General features: G+C 66.7%; 21 protein-coding genes. 15 read left to right on the forward strand and 6 right to left on the reverse strand.

All coding sequences use genetic code 11. The features are described from left to right. Positions 1-16: 16 nt before the first annotated feature. A complete protein-coding gene (locus tag IU476_RS07450; RefSeq protein WP_195098085.1) occupies positions 17-376 on the forward strand; it encodes a hypothetical protein in 360 nt (119 codons plus the stop codon). 121 nt (positions 377-497) lie between these two features. Then, on the forward strand, positions 498-1,502 hold the full coding sequence (locus tag IU476_RS07455; protein WP_324193921.1) for a D-alanyl-D-alanine carboxypeptidase family protein: 1,005 nt from the start codon (positions 498-500) through the stop codon (positions 1,500-1,502). A 6-nt stretch (positions 1,503-1,508) separates the two neighbouring features. Here the strand turns inward: IU476_RS07455 and purN are convergent, their stop codons facing one another. Next, positions 1,509-2,126, reverse strand: a complete 618-nt coding sequence (purN, locus tag IU476_RS07460) for a phosphoribosylglycinamide formyltransferase (RefSeq protein WP_195098087.1) — start codon at positions 2,124-2,126, stop codon at positions 1,509-1,511. A gap of 95 nt (positions 2,127-2,221) precedes the next feature. On the opposite strand from purN, the gene IU476_RS07465 reads away from it, so the two are divergent. The 10 genes from IU476_RS07465 to IU476_RS07510 all read left to right on the forward strand — a co-directional run bounded on the left by IU476_RS07465 (position 2,222) and on the right by IU476_RS07510 (position 11,719). Continuing rightward, entirely contained in the window at positions 2,222-2,590 is a 369-nt protein-coding gene (locus IU476_RS07465) for a tetratricopeptide repeat protein (protein ID WP_195098090.1), read from the forward strand. After that, positions 2,587-5,388: a CHAT domain-containing protein gene (locus tag IU476_RS07470; RefSeq protein ID WP_195098092.1), complete on the forward strand. Its 2,802-nt coding sequence runs from the start codon at positions 2,587-2,589 to the stop codon at positions 5,386-5,388. Before IU476_RS07465 ends, IU476_RS07470 begins: the two co-directional genes overlap by 4 nt. A gap of 40 nt (positions 5,389-5,428) precedes the next feature. Continuing rightward, entirely contained in the window at positions 5,429-5,845 is a 417-nt protein-coding gene (locus IU476_RS07475; RefSeq protein WP_195098094.1) for a hypothetical protein, read from the forward strand. 122 nt (positions 5,846-5,967) lie between these two features. Next, positions 5,968-6,993 (forward strand): alpha/beta hydrolase, encoded by a 1,026-nt coding sequence (locus tag IU476_RS07480; RefSeq protein WP_195098095.1) that lies wholly within the window; start codon positions 5,968-5,970, stop codon positions 6,991-6,993. A gap of 68 nt (positions 6,994-7,061) precedes the next feature. Continuing rightward, positions 7,062-8,141 (forward strand): ABC transporter permease, encoded by a 1,080-nt coding sequence (locus IU476_RS07485; RefSeq protein WP_195098096.1) that lies wholly within the window; start codon positions 7,062-7,064, stop codon positions 8,139-8,141. Positions 8,142-8,360: 219 nt separating this feature from the next. Next, positions 8,361-8,921, forward strand: coding sequence for an MspA family porin (locus tag IU476_RS07490; RefSeq protein WP_228823319.1), 561 nt, complete (start codon positions 8,361-8,363; stop codon positions 8,919-8,921). Between the two features lie 8 nt (positions 8,922-8,929). Then, positions 8,930-10,213, forward strand: coding sequence for a hypothetical protein (locus tag IU476_RS07495; RefSeq protein WP_195098098.1), 1,284 nt, complete (start codon positions 8,930-8,932; stop codon positions 10,211-10,213). A gap of 68 nt (positions 10,214-10,281) precedes the next feature. Continuing rightward, positions 10,282-10,878, forward strand: coding sequence for an SMI1/KNR4 family protein (locus IU476_RS07500; protein ID WP_195098099.1), 597 nt, complete (start codon positions 10,282-10,284; stop codon positions 10,876-10,878). 104 nt (positions 10,879-10,982) lie between these two features. Continuing rightward, positions 10,983-11,483 (forward strand): SMI1/KNR4 family protein, encoded by a 501-nt coding sequence (locus IU476_RS07505; protein ID WP_195098100.1) that lies wholly within the window; start codon positions 10,983-10,985, stop codon positions 11,481-11,483. A 2-nt stretch (positions 11,484-11,485) separates the two neighbouring features. After that, positions 11,486-11,719, forward strand: a complete 234-nt coding sequence (locus tag IU476_RS07510) for a hypothetical protein (RefSeq protein ID WP_195098101.1) — start codon at positions 11,486-11,488, stop codon at positions 11,717-11,719. A 124-nt stretch (positions 11,720-11,843) separates the two neighbouring features. Here IU476_RS07510 and IU476_RS07515 read toward each other — a convergent pair whose 3' ends face one another. Together IU476_RS07515 and IU476_RS07520 are read right to left on the reverse strand one after the other, a co-directional pair. Next, the gene (locus IU476_RS07515; protein ID WP_195098102.1) at positions 11,844-12,062 is read right to left on the reverse strand and encodes a DUF397 domain-containing protein; all 219 of its coding nucleotides are present in this window, start codon (positions 12,060-12,062) and stop codon (positions 11,844-11,846) included. Further along, positions 12,059-12,943: a helix-turn-helix domain-containing protein gene (locus tag IU476_RS07520; protein WP_195098103.1), complete on the reverse strand. Its 885-nt coding sequence runs from the start codon at positions 12,941-12,943 to the stop codon at positions 12,059-12,061. The genes IU476_RS07515 and IU476_RS07520 overlap by 4 nt, the downstream gene beginning before the upstream one ends. A gap of 695 nt (positions 12,944-13,638) precedes the next feature. On the opposite strand from IU476_RS07520, the gene IU476_RS07525 reads away from it, so the two are divergent. Then, positions 13,639-13,893, forward strand: a complete 255-nt coding sequence (locus tag IU476_RS07525) for a hypothetical protein (RefSeq protein WP_195098104.1) — start codon at positions 13,639-13,641, stop codon at positions 13,891-13,893. A gap of 43 nt (positions 13,894-13,936) precedes the next feature. Continuing rightward, positions 13,937-14,140, forward strand: a complete 204-nt coding sequence (locus IU476_RS07530) for a hypothetical protein (RefSeq protein ID WP_195098105.1) — start codon at positions 13,937-13,939, stop codon at positions 14,138-14,140. A 20-nt stretch (positions 14,141-14,160) separates the two neighbouring features. Here the strand turns inward: IU476_RS07530 and IU476_RS07535 are convergent, their stop codons facing one another. The 3 genes from IU476_RS07535 to IU476_RS07545 form a co-directional block, all read right to left on the reverse strand. After that, the gene (locus tag IU476_RS07535) at positions 14,161-15,099 is read right to left on the reverse strand and encodes a carbohydrate kinase family protein (protein ID WP_195098106.1); all 939 of its coding nucleotides are present in this window, start codon (positions 15,097-15,099) and stop codon (positions 14,161-14,163) included. Between the two features lie 91 nt (positions 15,100-15,190). Beyond that, positions 15,191-16,654, reverse strand: coding sequence for a mannitol dehydrogenase family protein (locus tag IU476_RS07540; protein ID WP_195098695.1), 1,464 nt, complete (start codon positions 16,652-16,654; stop codon positions 15,191-15,193). Then, on the reverse strand, positions 16,654-17,652 hold the full coding sequence (locus IU476_RS07545; protein WP_195098696.1) for an NAD(P)-dependent alcohol dehydrogenase: 999 nt from the start codon (positions 17,650-17,652) through the stop codon (positions 16,654-16,656). The genes IU476_RS07540 and IU476_RS07545 overlap by 1 nt, the downstream gene beginning before the upstream one ends. Before the next feature lie 104 nt (positions 17,653-17,756). On the opposite strand from IU476_RS07545, the gene IU476_RS07550 reads away from it, so the two are divergent. Then, positions 17,757-18,764: a sugar-binding transcriptional regulator gene (locus tag IU476_RS07550; RefSeq protein WP_195098109.1), complete on the forward strand. Its 1,008-nt coding sequence runs from the start codon at positions 17,757-17,759 to the stop codon at positions 18,762-18,764. Positions 18,765-18,769 lie beyond the last annotated feature (5 nt).

The following is an 18,769-nucleotide window of genomic DNA, read 5'->3' on the forward strand; positions in this document are numbered from 1 at the left end:
CGACATCTCGAGGGGCGTGGTCCCCGTGTCGCACAGGATCGGCATCGCTGTAGCCGCTGCTGCGGGAATCACCATCACGCTGGTCTCCTCGGCACCTGCCGAAGCTCATTTCACGGAGATCTTCTGGCGTGACAACCACGGATACGTCTCCAGCGATCACCACAACGTCTATATCAGGGACAACAACTGCAACGACCGCCTCGGTGTAATCCAATACGAGGACCCCGCCGACGGCTCCCGCACCATCCTCGGCGACCCGGACGGGTGCCGATCAGGAACCGGCCACCTCCCGGTCGCCTCGGTATCGAGATACCGGGTCGGCGAACGAAACCACAACACCGGCGCCTATGAATGGTCGAGCTGGAAGAACGCCTAGCGCCGGGTCCACGCGGCTCTCGAAGGAGGATGCGCTCGGCACCCTCCGATTGCGTTTACGGCGCACATCCGCTGCCCGCGCCAGCCGATCGAGTTCAGCACGCCGCCGCTCGTAGCAAGCTGTGCCGATCGCGGCAATCACAGTCAGGACCGCACGACCCAACCGCCAAATCCCGCTGGTCGGCCTCGGTGGGCGGCATGATGTGGTGATGCGATCAATTGCCCGGTTGTTGCAGGCTGTGGTTGTCGGGGTGCTTGTGGTGGGGGGTGGGCAGGTTGCTGGGGCGGTGCCGGTTGCGGATATCTCGCATCGGCAGGTGTCCGGGTGGCCTGTGGGGGAGCCGGAGGGGGTGCAGGCGGTGGGGGCTGCGTTGGCGGATGGGTATACCGGGATGATGCGGTGGTCGCGGGAAGTGAATACGCCTGCGCCGATCGGCAGTATCGCGAAGGTGATGACGGCGCTCGTGGTGATCAATGCCGGTGATCTGGAGCGGCCGATCACGGTGCCCGGGGAGGTGATTCCCTACGACAACAAATTCGGGGCCAGTACCGCCGACCTGGTTCCCGGCGAAGTGCTCACCGCGCGGCAGTTGCTGCACGCGTTGCTGCTGCCCTCCGGATGCGATGCCGCCTATGCGCTCGCCGAGGCCTACGGACCCGGTCAGGACGCGTTCATCGCCAAGATGAACGACACCGCTCGGCAACTCGGGCTGGCGGGTACGCATTTCAGCGACCCCAGCGGATTGCCCTATCCCGACGGCTATTCCACGCAGTCCACCCCTGCCGACCTGGTGACGCTCGGCCTGCGCGCGATGAGCCACCCGGAATTCCGCGACATCGTCAGGCTCCAAAACTTTCATGTCCCCGCGGGCCCGGCCAACCGCGATCACGTCTGGGAGACCACGAACCTGCTGCTGCAGAACTACCGCGGCACCACCGGCATCAAAACCGGTTCCACCGACGCCGCGGGAACCTGCCTGCTGTTCATGGCCGTCCGAGCCGGCCAGCCTCTCATCGGCGTGGTCCTGCACAGCTCACCCGACGACGAAACCGTCGCCGCCGACGACGCCGAACGCATGCTGAACTGGGGGTTCGGCCCGGTCCTCGGTGCCCTGCCGATCAGCTAGCCACGCTCAGGAGGTCGGCAAGCCAGGACGCATCTCCCGCCGCCCCGCAATCCGCTGGACCACCTCGGGCAGCAGCTCGTGTTCCGCGGCGAGAACTCGGGAGGCAAGGGTGTCCGGGGTGTCGTCGGGTAGTACGGGGACCTCGCGGCGGGCGATGATCGGGCCGGAGTCGTAGGCGTCGGTGAGGATGTGAACCGTAGGGCCCGAGATTTTGTCTCCGGTGGCGAGCACGGACTCATGGACAGCCCTGCCGTACATCCCTTTTCCGCCGTGACGCGGGAGCAGCGCGGGGTGGATATTGATGATTCGGGACGCGTAGTGAGAGCGGACGCGCGGACCCAGTTTCTTCATATAGCCCGCCGTGACAACCAAGTCGACGGAATGCGTGGACAGGGCGGAGCACATTGCTTCGTCCAGCGCGTCGGGGTCCGGGTGGGTGCGGGTGGAGAGATGAAGGGCGGGGATCTCGGCCTCGCGAGCGAAAGCGAGTGCGCCCGATCCGCTGTTGTTGCTGATGACCAACGCCACTGTGAACAACGCGTCCGCAGCGAGCGCGGCTCGGTGGAGGGCGCGGAGATTCGACCCGTTGTGGGAGGCGAGAACGGCGACCTGAAGGCGGGACATGCGGGCAGTTTCGCATGCCCCGCCGGGAACCTTCCGCAGGCCGCAGGCCGTGCCATACTGGAATGAAATCCAGGTCGTACGGGAGGAGATCCTGGATGTTCGGTCGGCGCAAGCGTTCACGGCAGCAACCCTTGCCATATACCGGCGGGTCGACGGGTGGGTTCACCTACAGCGTGATGCCGACGGAGACCGCGGCGCGGCAGGCCGCCGCGACGGGGGATCCGGTCGAAATGAATCGTCTCGGAACCATGTTGAAGGTCAAGGGACAAAAAGACGAAGCGGCGGAATGGTTTCGGAAGGCGGCGGAGGCGGGTAACACCGACGCCATGGCGAATCTCGCGATGCACCTGATCAATACGGACAAGCGAGCCGCCGCCGAGTGGTTCCGGCGGGCCGGCGGTCCGCTCGGGGAGGCCATGGCCGAGCGATTGCTGAAGGACGCCGACGACGATTCTCGTCGATGACTCCGCTCCCCGACGCGTGGGGCTCGCCCGGGTATCACCTCCTGATGACGGCCTACGCGCTCGCCGAGCAGCGGCACGCGGCGTACGAGCGCAGCGGCGAGTTGTCCCTGTTGAATGACGCTGTCACGGGATTCACGCTCATTCTCGAGGCGGCCCACAACGTCGACATCCGCAGTACCGCCGCGAACGGACTCGGCACCGCACTCTGGTCGCGCTTCGAACGCTTCGGGGACCCAGCGGATCTCGACCGAGCCGTCGCGCTGTTCCGTGCCGCACTCGCCTGCTATCCCGACGAGGAAACCGCCGAAACCCCGATCTTCTACGCCAATCTCGCCGGCGTCCTCACTTTGCGGTGGCGGATGACGCGCAACGACGACGACGTGGCCGAGGCGATCGCAGCGGCGCGAGCGGCCTTGGCGCGCACACCGGCCGGTGATCCGCGGCGTTACTCGCGGTTGAACGGTCTCGCGCAGACGTTGGTGGCCTACACCCAGCGGCACGAGGATTCCACCGCGCTGACCGAGGCGATCGAGCTGATGCGGGAAGCCGAGGCGGGCGCGGAAGGCGAACTGCGCGCGTACATCCGGTCGAATCTCGCGGAGGCACTCCGGCGGCAGTACCACTGGTCGCGCGCGGTCGACAGGACCATGATTCTCGACGAGGCGATCGGATACGCGAGAGACGCGTTGTCGGTTGTTCGGACGAATCTGATACTGCGCCAACGTTTCGAGTCCAACCTGGCGTATCTGCTGCTCGACCGCTACCACGCCGGTCGGCGGCGCACCGACCTCGCGGAGGCGGCCGCGCTCGCCGAAAGAGCCGTTCGCAACACGCCTCCGGGCCATCCGAACCGTGTCGAACGCCTGGCCGCGCTGCATTCGGTGCGCCGCGCCGAGGTCTTCGCCGAATGGGGGTGGCTCGACGTCGATCCGCGCAGGCTCGGCGTCGGCGACAGGTTCGTGCCCGCCCGGCGCGAGGCGTCGGGACCGCTTGCGCGGCTGCGAAATCGGCGCGCACCGGGCAAGTTCGAGCAGCGGTTGCTACGCACTTCCCGCGAACTCGTCGGCGCGGTGCCCGCTGGCCATTTCCTGCACGCCCAGGCGATGCTCACGCACGCGTCCGCCCTGATCGCCCGGTCGGCGCTGCGTGGCGACCACAGGGCGGATGCGGCAGCGGTCGACATCTTTCGCCGGGTGGCCCAGGACCCGACCACTCCGGCGCAATACCGCGTCACCGCAGCCCAGCACTGGGCATTCTCCCGGATGCGCAACGACACCGGCGAACTCGATTTCGCCTCCGCCATGCCACTTTTCGAACAGGCGGTGGCTCTGCTGCCCCGTGCCGTCGCGCGACAGTTGCCGCATCGGGACCGGGAACGCCTGCTCGCCGAATTCTCGGGTCTGGCCCGGGACGCCGCCGCCTGCGCGATGGCGCTGAAACGCCCCGCCCTCGCACTGCGGTTGCTCGAACACGGCCGGGGAATTCTTCTCGCACAGGCGATCCAGGCCCGCACGGACCTGACGGAGCTGCACCGCGCCCACCCGGAACTGGCACGGCGATTCGCCGCGGTGCAGACCGCGCTGGACCAGCCGGACGACATCGAGCACGCCGGCTTCTCCTCCCCCGCGTTCCCCACCGGTGTGGACCGGCACGCGGTAGCAACGGAATTCGACCGGCTGGTCGACGAGATCCGCGGGCTTCCCGGCTTCGATCGGTTCCTACTCACACCTACCACCGCGGAGTTGACCCGCGAATTGCCGACCAACGGGGTCGTGGTCGTCCTCTCGGTGAGTCCGTTGCGCTGCGACGCACTCCTGTTGTGCGAGAACACCATCGAGCCGATCGCGCTGCCGAGCCTCACCCAAGCCGAGTTGCTCCAACGCGCAGACGAATTCCGATCGGCGACGGGACTAGCAGAACACTCCGGCGTCGACGGCGCGACCCGCGAACGTGCGCGCCGCGTGATCGGTGAGACGCTGGAATGGTTGTGGCACACGGTTGCCGGCCCGATCATGGAGTCGCAGGTCGTCGCGCGAGCGTCGGAAACAACCGAGCTGCCGCGACTTTGGTGGGTGCCGACCGGAGCGCTGACCACCTTGCCGTTGCATGCGGCGGGATTGCCGGGCGGACCGTACGTGCTGGACCGGGCGATCTCCTCCTACGCTCCGACCGTACGAAGTCTCGCCACCACCGAAACGACCGATTCACGACCCGGGTCGCCGCTCATCATCGGCGTCGCGGCGAGCGACGGATTCGCCGAACTGCCGGGCGTACGCCCCGAAATCGCGGCGTTGCAGCGAAGATTCCCGGCCGGGAGGGTACTCACAGACGGCGAGGCGACCAAACAAGCCGTACTGCAAGCACTTCCGAACCACCCCTGGGCGCACTTCGCCTGCCACGCCCTCAGCGCCGCGGACATGGCGCATCCCGGCCGACTGGTTCTCCACGACCACGGACAGGATCCGCTCGAAATCTCCGACATCGCCCGGCTCCGGCTGACCGACGCCGAACTGGCTTACCTGTCGGCCTGCGAGACGGGCGTCTCGCAGGAGGAGTTGCACGACGAATCGCTGCACATCGTCGGCGCCTGCCGGATGGCCGGGTTCCGGCATGTCGTCGGCACCCTGTGGGCGGTCGCCGATGCCACGGCCGCGGCGGTCGCCGCCGACTTCTACGACGCCCTCGGCGCGGACAGCGCGAACGCCGCCCGCGCGGTACACCACGCCGTGCGCAAACAGCGTGCGGCACAGCCGGATCGGCCGACGCTGTGGGCGCCCTACGTGCACGTAGGGCCGTAATGCTCGCCCCGACAACGGCACTTCGGAGATAGTGGACGCCATGAGCGATGCGACCGAACACGAGACGAGATCGGCAACCGACCCGGACCGCGGCGTGTCCGAACTGTTGATCGGCGCGCTGTCGGGCTCGGTGCTGCTGCCGTTCGTGCAGGCCGTCACCACGAAGGCGGCCGAGGACGTCTACCAGCTGGTGCGTAGCAAGCTCACGCGCAAGGGCCGCCGCGCCACCGAGGCCGAGATCCGCGACTCCGGCACGGTCACCCTGGTCGATCCGGGCTCTCGCCTCGTATTGGTGCTGCCCGCTACCGTCTCGCCCACCATGGCGGCCCGCCTCGATCAGGTGCGGCTGCCTACTCACCGCACCGGGTGGCTGCGGGTGAGCTGGGACGCGCAGCGCGCGCAGTGGCTGGTCCTGCCGTGCGACGAACCGCCGCCGGCGCAGCACACGCTCGACTGATCCAGGTCGTCGGCCCGAGCATTGACAGCCCGCGATAGCTGACGAATAGTGGCAACGGAGTAGCTACCACTGCTCGAGGCCACACCTCCGCAGATCCGCCGGTGACCGAAAGGAGTTCTTCCGTGACTCAGCTTCCCGACCCGCCCGATCCGGTGCTCGAACCCGAAGCGCGGGAACTTGCCGAGGCCACGTCCCCGCATCCGCGAATCTACGAGGTGCCGCCGGACCAGGGCCGCGATATTCTCGTCGGCCTGCAGACCGGCGAAGGAGTGGACAAACCGGCCGTGGACGAGGAGTGGGTCACTGTCACGGGCGGGCCGACCGGGTCGGTGCATGCCCGGATCGTGCGGCCTGCCGGCGTCGATGGCACACTTCCGGTTATCTTCTATATCCACGGTGCGGGGTGGGTCTTCGGCGATGAGAACACCCATGACCGACTGGTGCGGGAGCTGGCCGTCGGTGCGCGGGCCGCCGTGGTGTTTCCGGTATACGACCGGTCGCCCGAGGCGAAGTACCCCACGGCGATCGAGCAGAATTGGACCGTCGGCCGGTGGGTGGTGGAGCAGGGCGCCGAACACGAGCTGGACGGATCGCGGATGGCGGTCTGCGGCGATTCGGTCGGCGGCAATATGTCCGCGGTGTTCGCGCTGATGGCCAAGGATCGTGGTGGCGTGGACCTGGCGGCGCAGGTGCTGCTGTACCCGGTCACCGACGCGAATTTCGATACCGCGTCCTATCTGCAATTCGCCGACGGCTACTACCTGACACGCGAAGGCATGCAATGGTTTTGGGATCAGTACACGTCCGAACCCGGCCAGCGCGGTGAGGTTTACGCGTCGCCGCTGCGCGCCGAGGCCGACCGGCTGCGCGGGCTGCCGCCGACGCTGGTGATCACCGACGAGGCCGACGTCCTGCGCGACGAGGGCGAGGCCTACGCCGCCAAGCTGCGTGCGGCCGGCGTCGAGGTCACCGCGGTCCGCGTGCTCGGCATGGTCCACGACTTCCTGATGCTGGACAGTTTGCGAAACTGCCACGCCACCAACGTCGCTCGCACCTTGGCCGTGGAGGCGCTGGCGACCGCCCTGCACGGTCCCGACGCCCGGGCCGCGCTCCCGCCCTGGTTCGGCGCGCCGGCGCGGGTGCACTGAGGCCGTTCGCCGGGCCGGACAGCGCGAGGTTGCCGGACAGCGGCGACTGCCGACCCTAGGGTGTCGATATGCCCGACAGCGATACCGAAAACACAGGTCGCCAGCAGGGCGAGCCGGATAGCGACGGAGTTGCCGACTGGCGTACCCGCTGGGACAGGTTCCGTCGTTCCCCGTTCCTGCCCGCGACCGTGCTGGTCTTCATTCTGGGAGCCGCCGCCGGGCTGTTCGCGGGTTCGTACACCTACATCCTCGCCAATCCGACTCCGCATCGGATCCCGGTCGCGGTGCTCCAGACCGGCAGCACGACGCCGAGCCAGGACGCCGCGTACCTGACGGGCATGGACAAGGCTCTGAACGGCGCGCTGCACGTGGACCGATTCGACGATCCCGGTGCGGCGCGCGAAGCCGTTGAGGCGCAGCGTGTTTTCGCGATCATGGATGTGCGGCAGCCGGATCGGGTCACCGTCGATGTCGCGAGCGCGTCGGGATCGTCTGTGGCCGAAGTGATTTCGAGTGCTGCGACGCAGGTCGGGCGGCAGGTGCAGCTCCCCGTGACGGTCACCGACATCAACCCGCTGCAACCGGGCGACCCGCGCGGACTGGCCATCTTCTACATCACGCTGGCGGCCGTGATCATCGGCTTCGTGGGCGCCATTCAGCTGAGTGTCCATGCGCGAGCGCTGAATCCGGCCGAACGGATCGCTTACACCGCGGCGTATTCCGTGCTGGGCGGGTTCGTCATCGCGGCGGTGGTGGACTGGTGGCTCGGCGCGCTGCGGCTGCCGTTCGTGGAGTCGTGGTTCATCCTGGCGCTCACCATGTTCACCTCCGGCATGATCTTCACGATGTTCAACACGCTGTTCGGGCGGTGGGCGATGATTCCGACCTGGGGCCTGATGGTGCTGCTGGGCAACCCGTCGTCCGGCGGCGCGGTGTCCTGGCCGCTGCTCCCCTCGGTTCTCGGCAGCATCGGACGCTGGCTGCCGCCGGGCGCGTCGGTCAACGCGCAGCACACCGCCGTCTACTTCGCCGGTCATCAGCATTTGTTCCCCTTCCTGGTGCTCGCCGCCTGGGCGCTGGCGGCGAGCGCGGTGTTCTGGATCTGGCGCGGGCGGCACCCGGGCGGACGGGAAGAGGCCGCCTATTGAGCGGTTGTTGTCGTTCGACACAACGCTCTGGCCCGTGCGTCGTGGACGTGCTAGCGTTTCCGACCGAGGGGTCCTACAGGGGGATTCGCTTGTAACGCAAGGTAATTCGATCCGGTTGCGGCCGGGTTTGCTCGGCTGTGGCTATTCACGGGGGATCTCATGCCGATTCGGGGACCTATTGCTGTTCTCGCAGGGGTACTGACCAGCGCGCTCGTCGGCATGGCCGGCGTTGGCACGGCGCACGCGGAACCGTTGGCCGACAAGTCGCGAGACAAGATCACCGACGACGGCTGGCAGATGCGAGTCACCAAGACCGACGAAAACCTCGACAGATACCCGAATCTCGCGTCGACGCTGTTCTCGCGGGAGGGTTTCGTCAGCTTGAAGGCCGTCGCCGATATCGACGGTGACGGCACCGCGCCGGTCAACTCGGGCACCATCGCGCTCGGTTACCAGATCGGCTGCCAAGTCGACGTCACCAGCGGCGCCGCCATCGGCGTGGCCATCGGGCCGAGCGTCACCATCGGCGTCACCTCCGGTGTCGGCGGCAGCGCCACCATCTCGCCCACCGTCTATCTCAAACCCGGCACCATCACCGACATTCCGTTCGGGACAAAGCCTTTGGCCGGACGGCACGGCTCGATCTCCTCCGACCAGGTGCACATCAAGATCGACGGTTGCATGGGGCCGGTCAGCCTCCGCTCCTACGCCCAGGTGAACATCTCCACCCCCACCGCGGACAACTCACTGGCCGTCTACGGCGACCCGATCTACCTGTAGGACAAGCGATGTCGCCGCTACGGAGACCGACACGGGTCGTCCGGCGCTACGGCACCGCGATCGCCGCCCTCGCCCTCCTGGGCGGAACCGGCCTGATCGCGGTCGCCGGCCACAACACCCCGCCGGCCGAAGCCCGCCCCCTCAATCCCTATGTCCCCTGCGATCAATGGCAGGAAATGCACCCGGGCTGGCCCTGCTGGGGCAATTTCCCGGAAATCGAAGAACCCACCCTGCCGAGCCCGCCGCCGGGACAGCCCACACCTCAAGCCACCGTCCCAACCCCCACCGGCCCGCCGACCACAACCTCGGTACAACCACCAGCCGCGGCCCTCACCCCACCACCACCCCGGCCCGCCCCGGACCCGTGCAAGGCGATCATCCCCGTACCGGGCTACATTCCACCCGCATTACCGGGTCATCCGGAGAACGCACCGTGCTCCCAGGGTGAACCCACACAGCCCCCGCGCAACCCGCGCGAACTGATCGAGCCCTACATTCACCCGGCCTGCGGCATACCGGGCCTCCGCGTGCTCAGTCCCGAAGAAGTCCACGAGGTGGTCATCGGAATCATCGGGCCGCTGGAGATCGAGAACCCGAACGACCCTTTCGTGCGCCGTGTCATCGACCGGACCAATGAGCTGAACAAGGGCTGTTTCGGCAACAAGAGCCAGATCCAGCAGCAGGTCTGGAACGAGTTGCGGAACGAGTGGTACCGGATCTACCGCGACCGCAACATCAACCGGGACCGCACCAAGAAGCGGTGCGACATGAAGGACACGAGTAAGGATTGTGAGGGGGTTGTCGCGGTCTGCCTGCCGAAGAAGGACCAGGGCAACCGGACGCCGATCCAAGAGAACAACCTGCAAGAGCAGCGCAACGAGTACATCGAGGCCGCCAACGAGATCATCCACACCAACGGGACGCCGTTGGTACGGCAAGAACTCGACGAAGTGACGCAGCGCCTTGCCGACCGGGCCAGAGACCGTCAGCGTGACAACAACCGGCCCACCTACTACCCGCCGCAAATCGACACGGACAGATATCCGTCGGGCGCGATCGATGCGGGCCATCTGCCAGACACGGTGTGGACCGGGGTTCCGGATCCGCCGCCCAGGTATTGGATGCCGATGGATATGAGCTTGAATCGATCCATCGGCACCCAGGCGAAAAGGTATCCGGTGAACTACAAGGCAAGGGCTTTCGTGCCGGGCGTGTGGCTCGATAGTGCATGCGTGCCACGGCCCGACCCGTATGGTCTCGCCGGGATACCACCCTCTATCACACCGTCTTAGAACCGCTGTCCAGACTTCGAATGCGAGAGGAGCCCAGCGTGAGGCTGTTTCAGACCACGGTGATTCTGGTGGCGGCGCTGGCTGCGACCGCAGCGTGCTCGCGGCCCGCCGAGGATAACTCCGGCGACTGGTGCACCGATACGATCGCGGCCCTGACCGCTGAGCAGCAGCGGTGGTACGACTACGACAAGAGCCACGGCGGCGAGAACGAGGATTTGACGCGGTTCCTGACGCCTCCGAATCCGCCGGCCACCGCAGAGCAGATCGGTGCCGCCGAGCAGCGCGTCGGCAAGCGTTTCGATCGTCAGCTGCGGCAGTGGCTCGGGCATGCGAACGGCTGGCCGTTCGTTTTCGGAACCAGTGCGCTGTTCTCGACCGATCAACTGACGCAGGACTCGCCCGCCCGCGCGGTCTTCATGGACCTGATCGACGAATTCGACGTTCCCGAAGAAGAATTCGGGGTGAACTCGTTCGACGACCTCATCCTGATCGGCACCAACGACAACCAGAGCCATTTCATTCTCACCGTCGGCTGTACAGGTAACGGCGACTGCGACAGCGCACCCGTCTGGACCTTCGACGGCGACACCCGAAAGTACCCGAGCCTGCGCGACTACCTCACCACCATGGTGGAGCAACTGAAGACGGTGAAGCGATCGCCATAGCAAGTCGTTCCGGAAGCTGGTGCCGAACGGCGATCACCCGCCTCATCAAAGCTCAACGCGCCTGGTACGAGAAGGACTCGGCGCGAGGACACGACGATGCCTGGATGCTCACCACTCCGAACCCGCCCCCAGACGAAGCGCAGATCCGGGCAGCCGAGAGCCGACTCGGGATCAACTTCGACAGCCAGTACGAGGAATGGCTGCGCCATGCCAACGGATGGAAATTCTTCTCCGGCGCGCACAGCTTGTTCCCCGTCGAGTCGATCTCCCGCGACTCGGTTGCGGCACAGAACCTTTCGGCTTTCCTCCAGAGCGGAGAATTCACCCCGACCCAACTCGGCGTCGACTCCTTCGATCAACTCGTCGTGATCGGTGGGACCGACGACGGCGCAGCGTTCATCGCCCTACGAGCCACGAACGCTCCCTGCACCGAAAGCACACCCGTCTACACCTTCGGTCACGGCGACTTCGAGAAGCACGACAGCTTCAAGACGTTCCTCCGCAACGAGATAGAGGTGCTCGAGCGGCGTCGTTTTCAGGTGCGGACAGTCTGTATCCGACGGAACGACTCGCCCGCGTCTCCATCGAGCGGAACCTACTCCTGAACTTGCTCGACGAATACGGCGTTCGGCCCGACGAATTCGAGATGGACTCGTTCGATGACCTGGTTGTAGTCGGCGGAGCGGTCGAGGACTATTTCATCGTGACCACCGGATGTCGGGGCGGAAACTGCGACACAGCACCGGTGTGGGAGTTGGTTAGCGGAGAACGCCTGAAACACAACAGCTTTCACGACTTTATCTTCGCGACAATCGACAGCATGCAGAAGACACAGCGGTAGTTCAGCGGTGCCACGACGCTCGGCTACCGCTCACCATTCGCGGGTTTTGTTACGCGGCAACTGAGTCGCCCGACCGAGGCAACGGCCCGGTCCGACCGATCGGAACCGGGCCGTGGACATGGCTCTATGCCGGGTCGAACTCGCCGTCTTTCGCACCTTCGACGAAGGCGCGCCACTCACCAGGGGTGAACACCAGCGCCGGACGGGCGCGATCCTTGCTGTCGCGGACGCCGACGAAGCCCTCAGCGAGGAACGCGACCTCGACACACTCCTTGCCACCCGAGGTGCGGCTGCTGGTGAACCAGCGCGCGTCGGAGAGGTCGACGTTGTACTTGTCCGTCACGCTGCAAACTCCCTTGCCAACTGCCGAAGCAATGCTCTGCTTCCTTCTACGTCCAACGCAGCACGCTGGATAGCCCGATACGCCTCATGGTACTGGCGGACGTCGTCCGATTTTTCCAGGTACATGTCGCCGGTCAAGTTCTCGATGTAGACCACCGACGGCTCAGCCGACACAGATTTCCCGCCGGCAGGGAAATCCAGCACGATGAACCGGCCCAGCGGATCGCCGAACGGGATACCCGCTTCGAAGGGCAGTATCTGTAGAGAGATATTCGGCATGGTACTCATGTCGGCCAAGTGCTTGAGCTGCGTTGCCATGATGCGGCGCGAGCCGACGATCCGTCGCAGCGCGGCCTCGCCCAGCACGACGTTCAGCGTGGCGGGTTGTCGCTTTCGGGAGATCATCGCCTGCCGTCGCATGCGAAGGTGAACGCGCCGCTCGAGTTCATCCGAGGAGATTCCGGGATAGACGCCCCGGATCAGGGTACGTGCGTAATCGGCAGTTTGGAGCAGCCCGATCACCGCGTCCGGCGAGTACGTAGTGAGCGTGCTGGCCGCTGCTTCCAAGCCGATGTAGACGTCGAAGTCCTTCGGAATCAGCTCACCGTATTCGTGGTACCAGCTCTTGCTGTTGGCCTGCTGAGCAAGGCCCAGAAGGGCTTCCGTCATCTGCTCGTCCGCGCCCAGGACGGCGCACAGCTCGCGGATATCGGCCGTGCGAATCTTCGCCGGAAACTGCCCCTTCTCGAACCTCTGAATCGTGCTGGTGCTCAGTTCGGCCAGCCGAGCCACCTCAGGGAGGGTCATCCCGGTCTGCGACCGCAGTTCACGCAGGTAACGACCAAGCTGACGCCTGGGCACCGTGCTCCCAGCTCCTGACATGTTGCTGCTCCCTCGGTTGGGTTTCGGATGTGCTGATGCTGACCAGGCCCGACGCAGTGCCGTGACCAACCTACAGGCACTTTGAAGAATTCTTTCTGGGAAACCCAGAAATATGAGCCTCAGGCCGGATCCCGTGATGTTCTGTCGCTGTGCCCGGCGGGCGGAAGCCCGATCCTCACTCGTAGCAGCAGGTCAAACCACATGGCAGCCGGGCGATCTACCTCCGAACACAACGAATAGAGGTCCCTATGAGCGAGACGCACGCAGCGGTGACAACAGCAACGGAGAGCGGTACGCCGTGCTTCCGCGTGGTCTTCCCCCGGACGACACCGTTGTACACCGGCTGCTGTGTCCACGTCCGCGACATCGTTGCCGACGTCGCGGGTGTCCAGCCGGTCGAAAGGCCTGGCGTATGAGCCTTTTGCTGCTCACACTCCTGTGCCTCTGCGTTGTCGCCACAGTCTGGATAGCGGTCGGCGCCGGCTCGAACAATCCGCCGTCGCGCCGGTCCGGCGCCACGCACCCTCCCAGCGTCGCCTGCATTCAAGCGCGGCTGAACATGGAGGCACGCTTGGCACGACGACAACCCTCGAGCCACAGGCGAAATCAGCTGGTGATTTGAATGTTCGTCCCGCTCTCCGATTTCGGCCGAACAGCCGATGCACAGCCAGACCCCCGCGCGGCGGGAGTCAGGGATGTCTGATCTGCGTGAGACGACAGCGAACGGGTTGCGAGCCACCTGGCGTCTACGGCGTATGCACATCGAGATCCTGGACGTGCACTACGCATCTCACACTGCCGACATCACATTCCCGCCCGGTACCGACCTTGCCGCAGCGCGCGAGCGCCATCCCGAATGGGCCGAACTGTGGAACAAGATCCGCCACGAGTACTGGTTGAGGCTCGCCCCTTCCGCAGGGGCAGTCCAGCACACGGCCGAACAACTGTGATCGATTCCGCTCATTTGCTCACGTGCCCGAGGAGAGGGACGCCGTGACATCGAAAGATCCTCTGCAGCACAGAACATTTGTGCATGCTGACGGCATGTTGGCGGAGCACATGTGCCAGGTGTCCTTGATGGGTTTGACTGTCGCGCGGGCCCGGGAGTTGCGGCGCATCCACAGCTCGCATCATCCGGATGAATGCTTTGTGCACCTCGAGGCTGCTTACCTGCTGATGGTCGAGGGCGACTGTTGACCCGAGGGGCGGGCGATGAATCAGGGCTTTGAATGGGCGTCGCGAGTTGCTCGGTCGGGGAGGTCGGCGCCTGGGCGGGAGACGGTTAGGGACGAGGACAGTGCTGCTGTTTCGAGAGCCTTGCGAAGCTGGGAGGAGTCGATGTCTCGCAAGACTTTTCGGTTTTCCGCGCCCAATAGGCCTTGCGTCCACAAGGCGTCGATCAGGCCGGTCATGAAGGCGTCGCCTGCGCCTACTGCGTCCACGACCTCGGTGGGGGCGGCGGGGACATGGACTGTGCCGGAGTGGGTGGTGGCGAAAGCGCCTTGGGCGCCGAGGGTTACGGCGACTATCGCAGGGCCCTGGGACAGCCATTGCGCGGCAACGGCTTCCGCGGAAAGGGACGGTTCGAGCCAGCGGAGGTCCTCGTCGCTGGCCTTGACGACGTCGGCCTGGGAGACCAAGTAGTCGATGTGGGTGCGGGCGGCGGGTGGGTCGTCGATCAGTTGGGGCCGGAGGTTCGGATCGAAGGTGATCGTGGAGGTCGGGGCGTAGCGGGTGATGGTGGTTGCTACTTCGGCGGAGCCGGGGTCCAGGACGGCGGCAATGGAACCGGTGTGTACGACCAGTGGGGATGCCACGGCGGCGGGGCGTGGTTGCCAATGGATGTCGAAACGATATGTGGCTGAGCCATTTTCGTCCAGCACCGCCTGCGCCGTGGCGGTGCGGGCGGCATTGCGGCTGCCTTCGGCGAGTGCTACGCCGGAAGCGTTCAGATGGTCGAGGATCCGCTGCCCGTATTCGTCGTCGCCGATCGAGGTCAGAAAATCGACCTGCCTGCCGAGTCTCGCGAGGCCGACCGCCACGTTCAACGGACTACCACCGACGTGCTCCCCCGTCACTCGGCCGTCCCGAATAACGATGTCTATCAAGGCTTCACCGATAACCAGCGCGCCCGACCCATCGCTTCGTCCGATCATCGCCGACTCACCGCAGCATCGTGCGCCCTCAGCCCACTCGAGCCGTCTTCACCAGGTCTTCCAGCACAGCCCCAAGACTCCGCAACCACGCTCACTGCGGCTTCACCAAGTCTTCCAGCGTCGCCCGCGCACCGTCGCGATGCAGGGCCGTCAGCACACCCACATACTCCTCGACGAACCGCGGCTGGTCCACCAGATCGCCGAAGACGGAACGGTTTTCCAGGAACGCCAAGGGATTGTCACGCTGAGTCCGCGCGAGCGGAATCAGAGTGTCGGCGAGCCGATCCACCACCTCGATCGGCTCGCCGTGCTCGTCGACGGCCTCGGCGTAGCGTGCCCAGGCGGCGACCGTCGCGGCGGCCATGCGGACGGGGCGGTCGGCGGCGAGGTTGTCGCGGATCACGGGCAGCAGCCATTTCGGGATGCGGTCGGAGGAGTCGGCGCACAGGCGGGCCACGGTGTCGCGGATGTGGGGGTTGGCGAAGCGCTGGATCAGGGAGGCGCGGAAGGTGGTCAGGCCGGGGATGCGGGGCAGGGTGGGCATGGCCTCGTAATCGAGGTACTGGTCGAGGAATTCGGCGAACAGCGGGTCCTGCGCGGCCTCGTGCACGAGGCGGTAGCCCGCGAGATAGGCGAAGTAGCACAGGCATTGGTGACCGGCGTTGAGCAGCCGCAGCTTCATCAGCTCGTAGGCGTAGACGTCGTCGACGAGCTGCACGCCCGCGTCGTCCAGCGGCGGCCGGCCCGCGGCGAAGTCGTCCTCCAGCACCCATGCCGCGAACGGTTCGGCGAGCACCGGCCACTCGTCGTGCACCCCGGTGTCGGCTTCGAGCCGCTCGACGACGTCCGGTGTGGTGACCGGGGTGATACGGTCCACCATCGAGTTGGGGAACCCGACATTGCCGCTGATCCATTGCGCCAGTGTGGGATCCACCTGCTCGGCGTAGGAGGTGAAGGATCGGCGGGCGACGCGGCCGTTGCCTTCGATGTTGTCGCACGACACGATCGTCGGCGCGGCGACGCCACGCTCGCGACGGCGCGCCAGTGCCGCCGTCACCAGACCGAACACCGTGGCGGGGGGATACTCACCGCTCAGGTCGCGCCGCACAGCCGGTGCGTCGCAGTCGAATTCGCCGTCGCTGTCGCGCAGGTTGTAGCCGCCCTCGGTGATGGTGAGCGAGATGATCCGGATGGCGGGATCGGCGAGCAGCTCCACCACGGCCTCGGGATCGTCCGGCGCGTAACGGTAGTCGACGATCGATCCGATCACCCGCGACTCCCGGGAGCCGTCGGGGTGCGCCAGCACGAGCGTGTAGAGGCCGTCCTGATCCCGCAGCACATCGCGCATACGGCGGTCGGCGGGGGTCACGCCGATGCCGCAGATGCCCCACTCCAGCGCCCGGCCGGACGTCATCAGCTTGTCGAGATACATCGCCTGGTGCGCGCGGTGGAATCCGCCGACCCCGAAGTGCGCGATACCCACACGCACCGCGTCGCGGTCGTAGCGCGGACCGACGACCGGGATGCGGGTCACGGTACTGCGATTCAGCTTCATCACTCAGCCACCTCGACGATCGTCTTGAGACTGCCCGGCCGCCGATCCGAATCCAGCGCCTCCGCGGCCCGTTCCAGCGGATACCTTGCCGTCACCATAGCGTCCGGATCGACCCGGCCGGCCGAAGCGAGCGCGATCGCGGCCGGCCACGTGTCGGCATAGCGGAACACGCCGGTCACCACGAGCTCCCGATTCTGGATGCGCTGCACCGGCAGCGACATGGTCGGCGTGCCCGAGCCGACCAGCACGACGCGACCCGCCGGGCGCACCGCGGCGATGCCCGCGCACACCGCGGCCTGAGCACCGGACGCGTCCACGAACGCGTCCACGGAAAGGTCGGACAACTCCGCCGGGTCGACGACCGCGGTCGCCCCGAAACGCCCGGCCAACTCCCGCCGATCCGGATCCGGATCGCTGACCACGATCTCCGTGGCCCCGAAGGCCCGCGCCACCTGCACCACCATGACGCCGATCGGTCCGGCCCCCGCGACGAGCACCCGCGACCCGCCCGACACACCCGCCTTGCGCACGGCCGCGATCCCCACCGACAGCGGCTCGCACAGCGCCGCCGCCGCATCGGACATGGTGTCGGGAATCGGGTGCGCGAAGCCCGCGCCGATCGTCACGTAGTCGCAGAACGCGCCGTCCACCGGCGGCGTGCCGAAGAATCGCATGTGCGGGCACAGGTTGTAGTGACCCGCGCGGGTCGGCGCGCTGTCGGGATCGGGGCGCTGCGGCTCGATCGAAACCCGTTGCTCCACGCGCTCTTCCGGCACGCCGGGCCCCACGGCCACGATCACCCCACCGGCCTCGTGCCCGAGTATCAGCGGCGCCTCGACCACGAATTCACCGATGCGCCCCTCGCGGTAGTAGTGCGTGTCGGAGCCACAGACACCGACCGCGTGCACCCGGATCAGCACATCGCCCGGGCCCGGCCGCGGCACCGGGCGTTCCTGCATCGCCATGCGTCCCGGCGCGAGCAGCACGGCGGCCCGCATCCGAGAAGGTGTTGTCTGCGTCACACTCTGCATGCTAGCGTGGTGAGCAACTAATCACACCCCTGAGCATTTGCTCACGGGTTGGCGTGACATCGGAGTGTGTGATGGCCGGATCGGCGCTCAACGGGCGAGGGCCCTCGGCACCGGGTTCGGAGGACCTGCGGTTGGCTCTGCGCGCGGCCACGCTCTATTACCTCGACGGCCTCACCCAGGCGGAAGTAGCCGCGCGCCTGGGCGTTTCGCGGCCCACCGCCGGGCGGCTGATCGCGCGGGCGAAGGCGCGGGGCCTGGTCCGCATCGAGGTGGTGGTGCCCGACGACCAGCGCGACACCCTGCACGCCGAGGAGGAGAGCGCCCTCGAGCGCGCGTTCGGGCTCACCGAGGCCGTCGTGGTCGGGGACAACGTGGACGCCGCCGGACCACCGGACGACCCGGCGGGCTGGGCCGGAATCGGCCGGGCCGCCGCGCGACTGCTCACCCGCCGCCTCGCCGAATCCGACACGCTCGGCTTCACCTGGGGCCCCGAGACCGTCGCGGTGGCCCGCGCGCTGCCGACCGGCGCGGCTTCCTGCCGCGCCATCGTGCAGCTCGACGGCGCGATGACCAGCGCCAACTACCAGACGGGCAGCGAATACATCCTGGGCCGCTGCGCCGAGCAGCTCCAGGCCGACATGATCCGGCTGCCCGCCCCGCTCTACGCCGACGCGACCACCGTGGCCTCGCTGCGCTCTGATTCGAGCTTCTCGGTCGCGCTCTCGGCGGGCCGCACCGCCGAGGCGATGATGTTCGGCGTCGGCGCGGTCTCCACCTCGACGACCTTGTTCGAGGGCAGCTACCTCGACACCGCCATGCTGGACGCGCTCGCGGCGCTCGGCGCGGTCGGCGAGATCGGCGGGCGGTTCTTCGCGACCGACGGCACGGTCCTGGAGACCGAGATGAGCGACCGCACCGTCTCGGTGGCCCTCGAGGACATTCGCGCTTGCCCGAAATCCATCCTGCTGACCGGCGGCACCGCCAAGCACGAGGCCGCCCTCGGCGCGCTGCGCGGCGGCTTCGCCCGCTACCTGGTCTGCGATATCGACTGCGCGCGTTGGCTTCTCGAACGGCAATGAGATCA

It is taken from the genome of Nocardia blacklockiae, from assembly GCF_015477355.1.
Classification (GTDB): Bacteria; Actinomycetota; Actinomycetes; order Mycobacteriales; family Mycobacteriaceae; genus Nocardia; species Nocardia blacklockiae.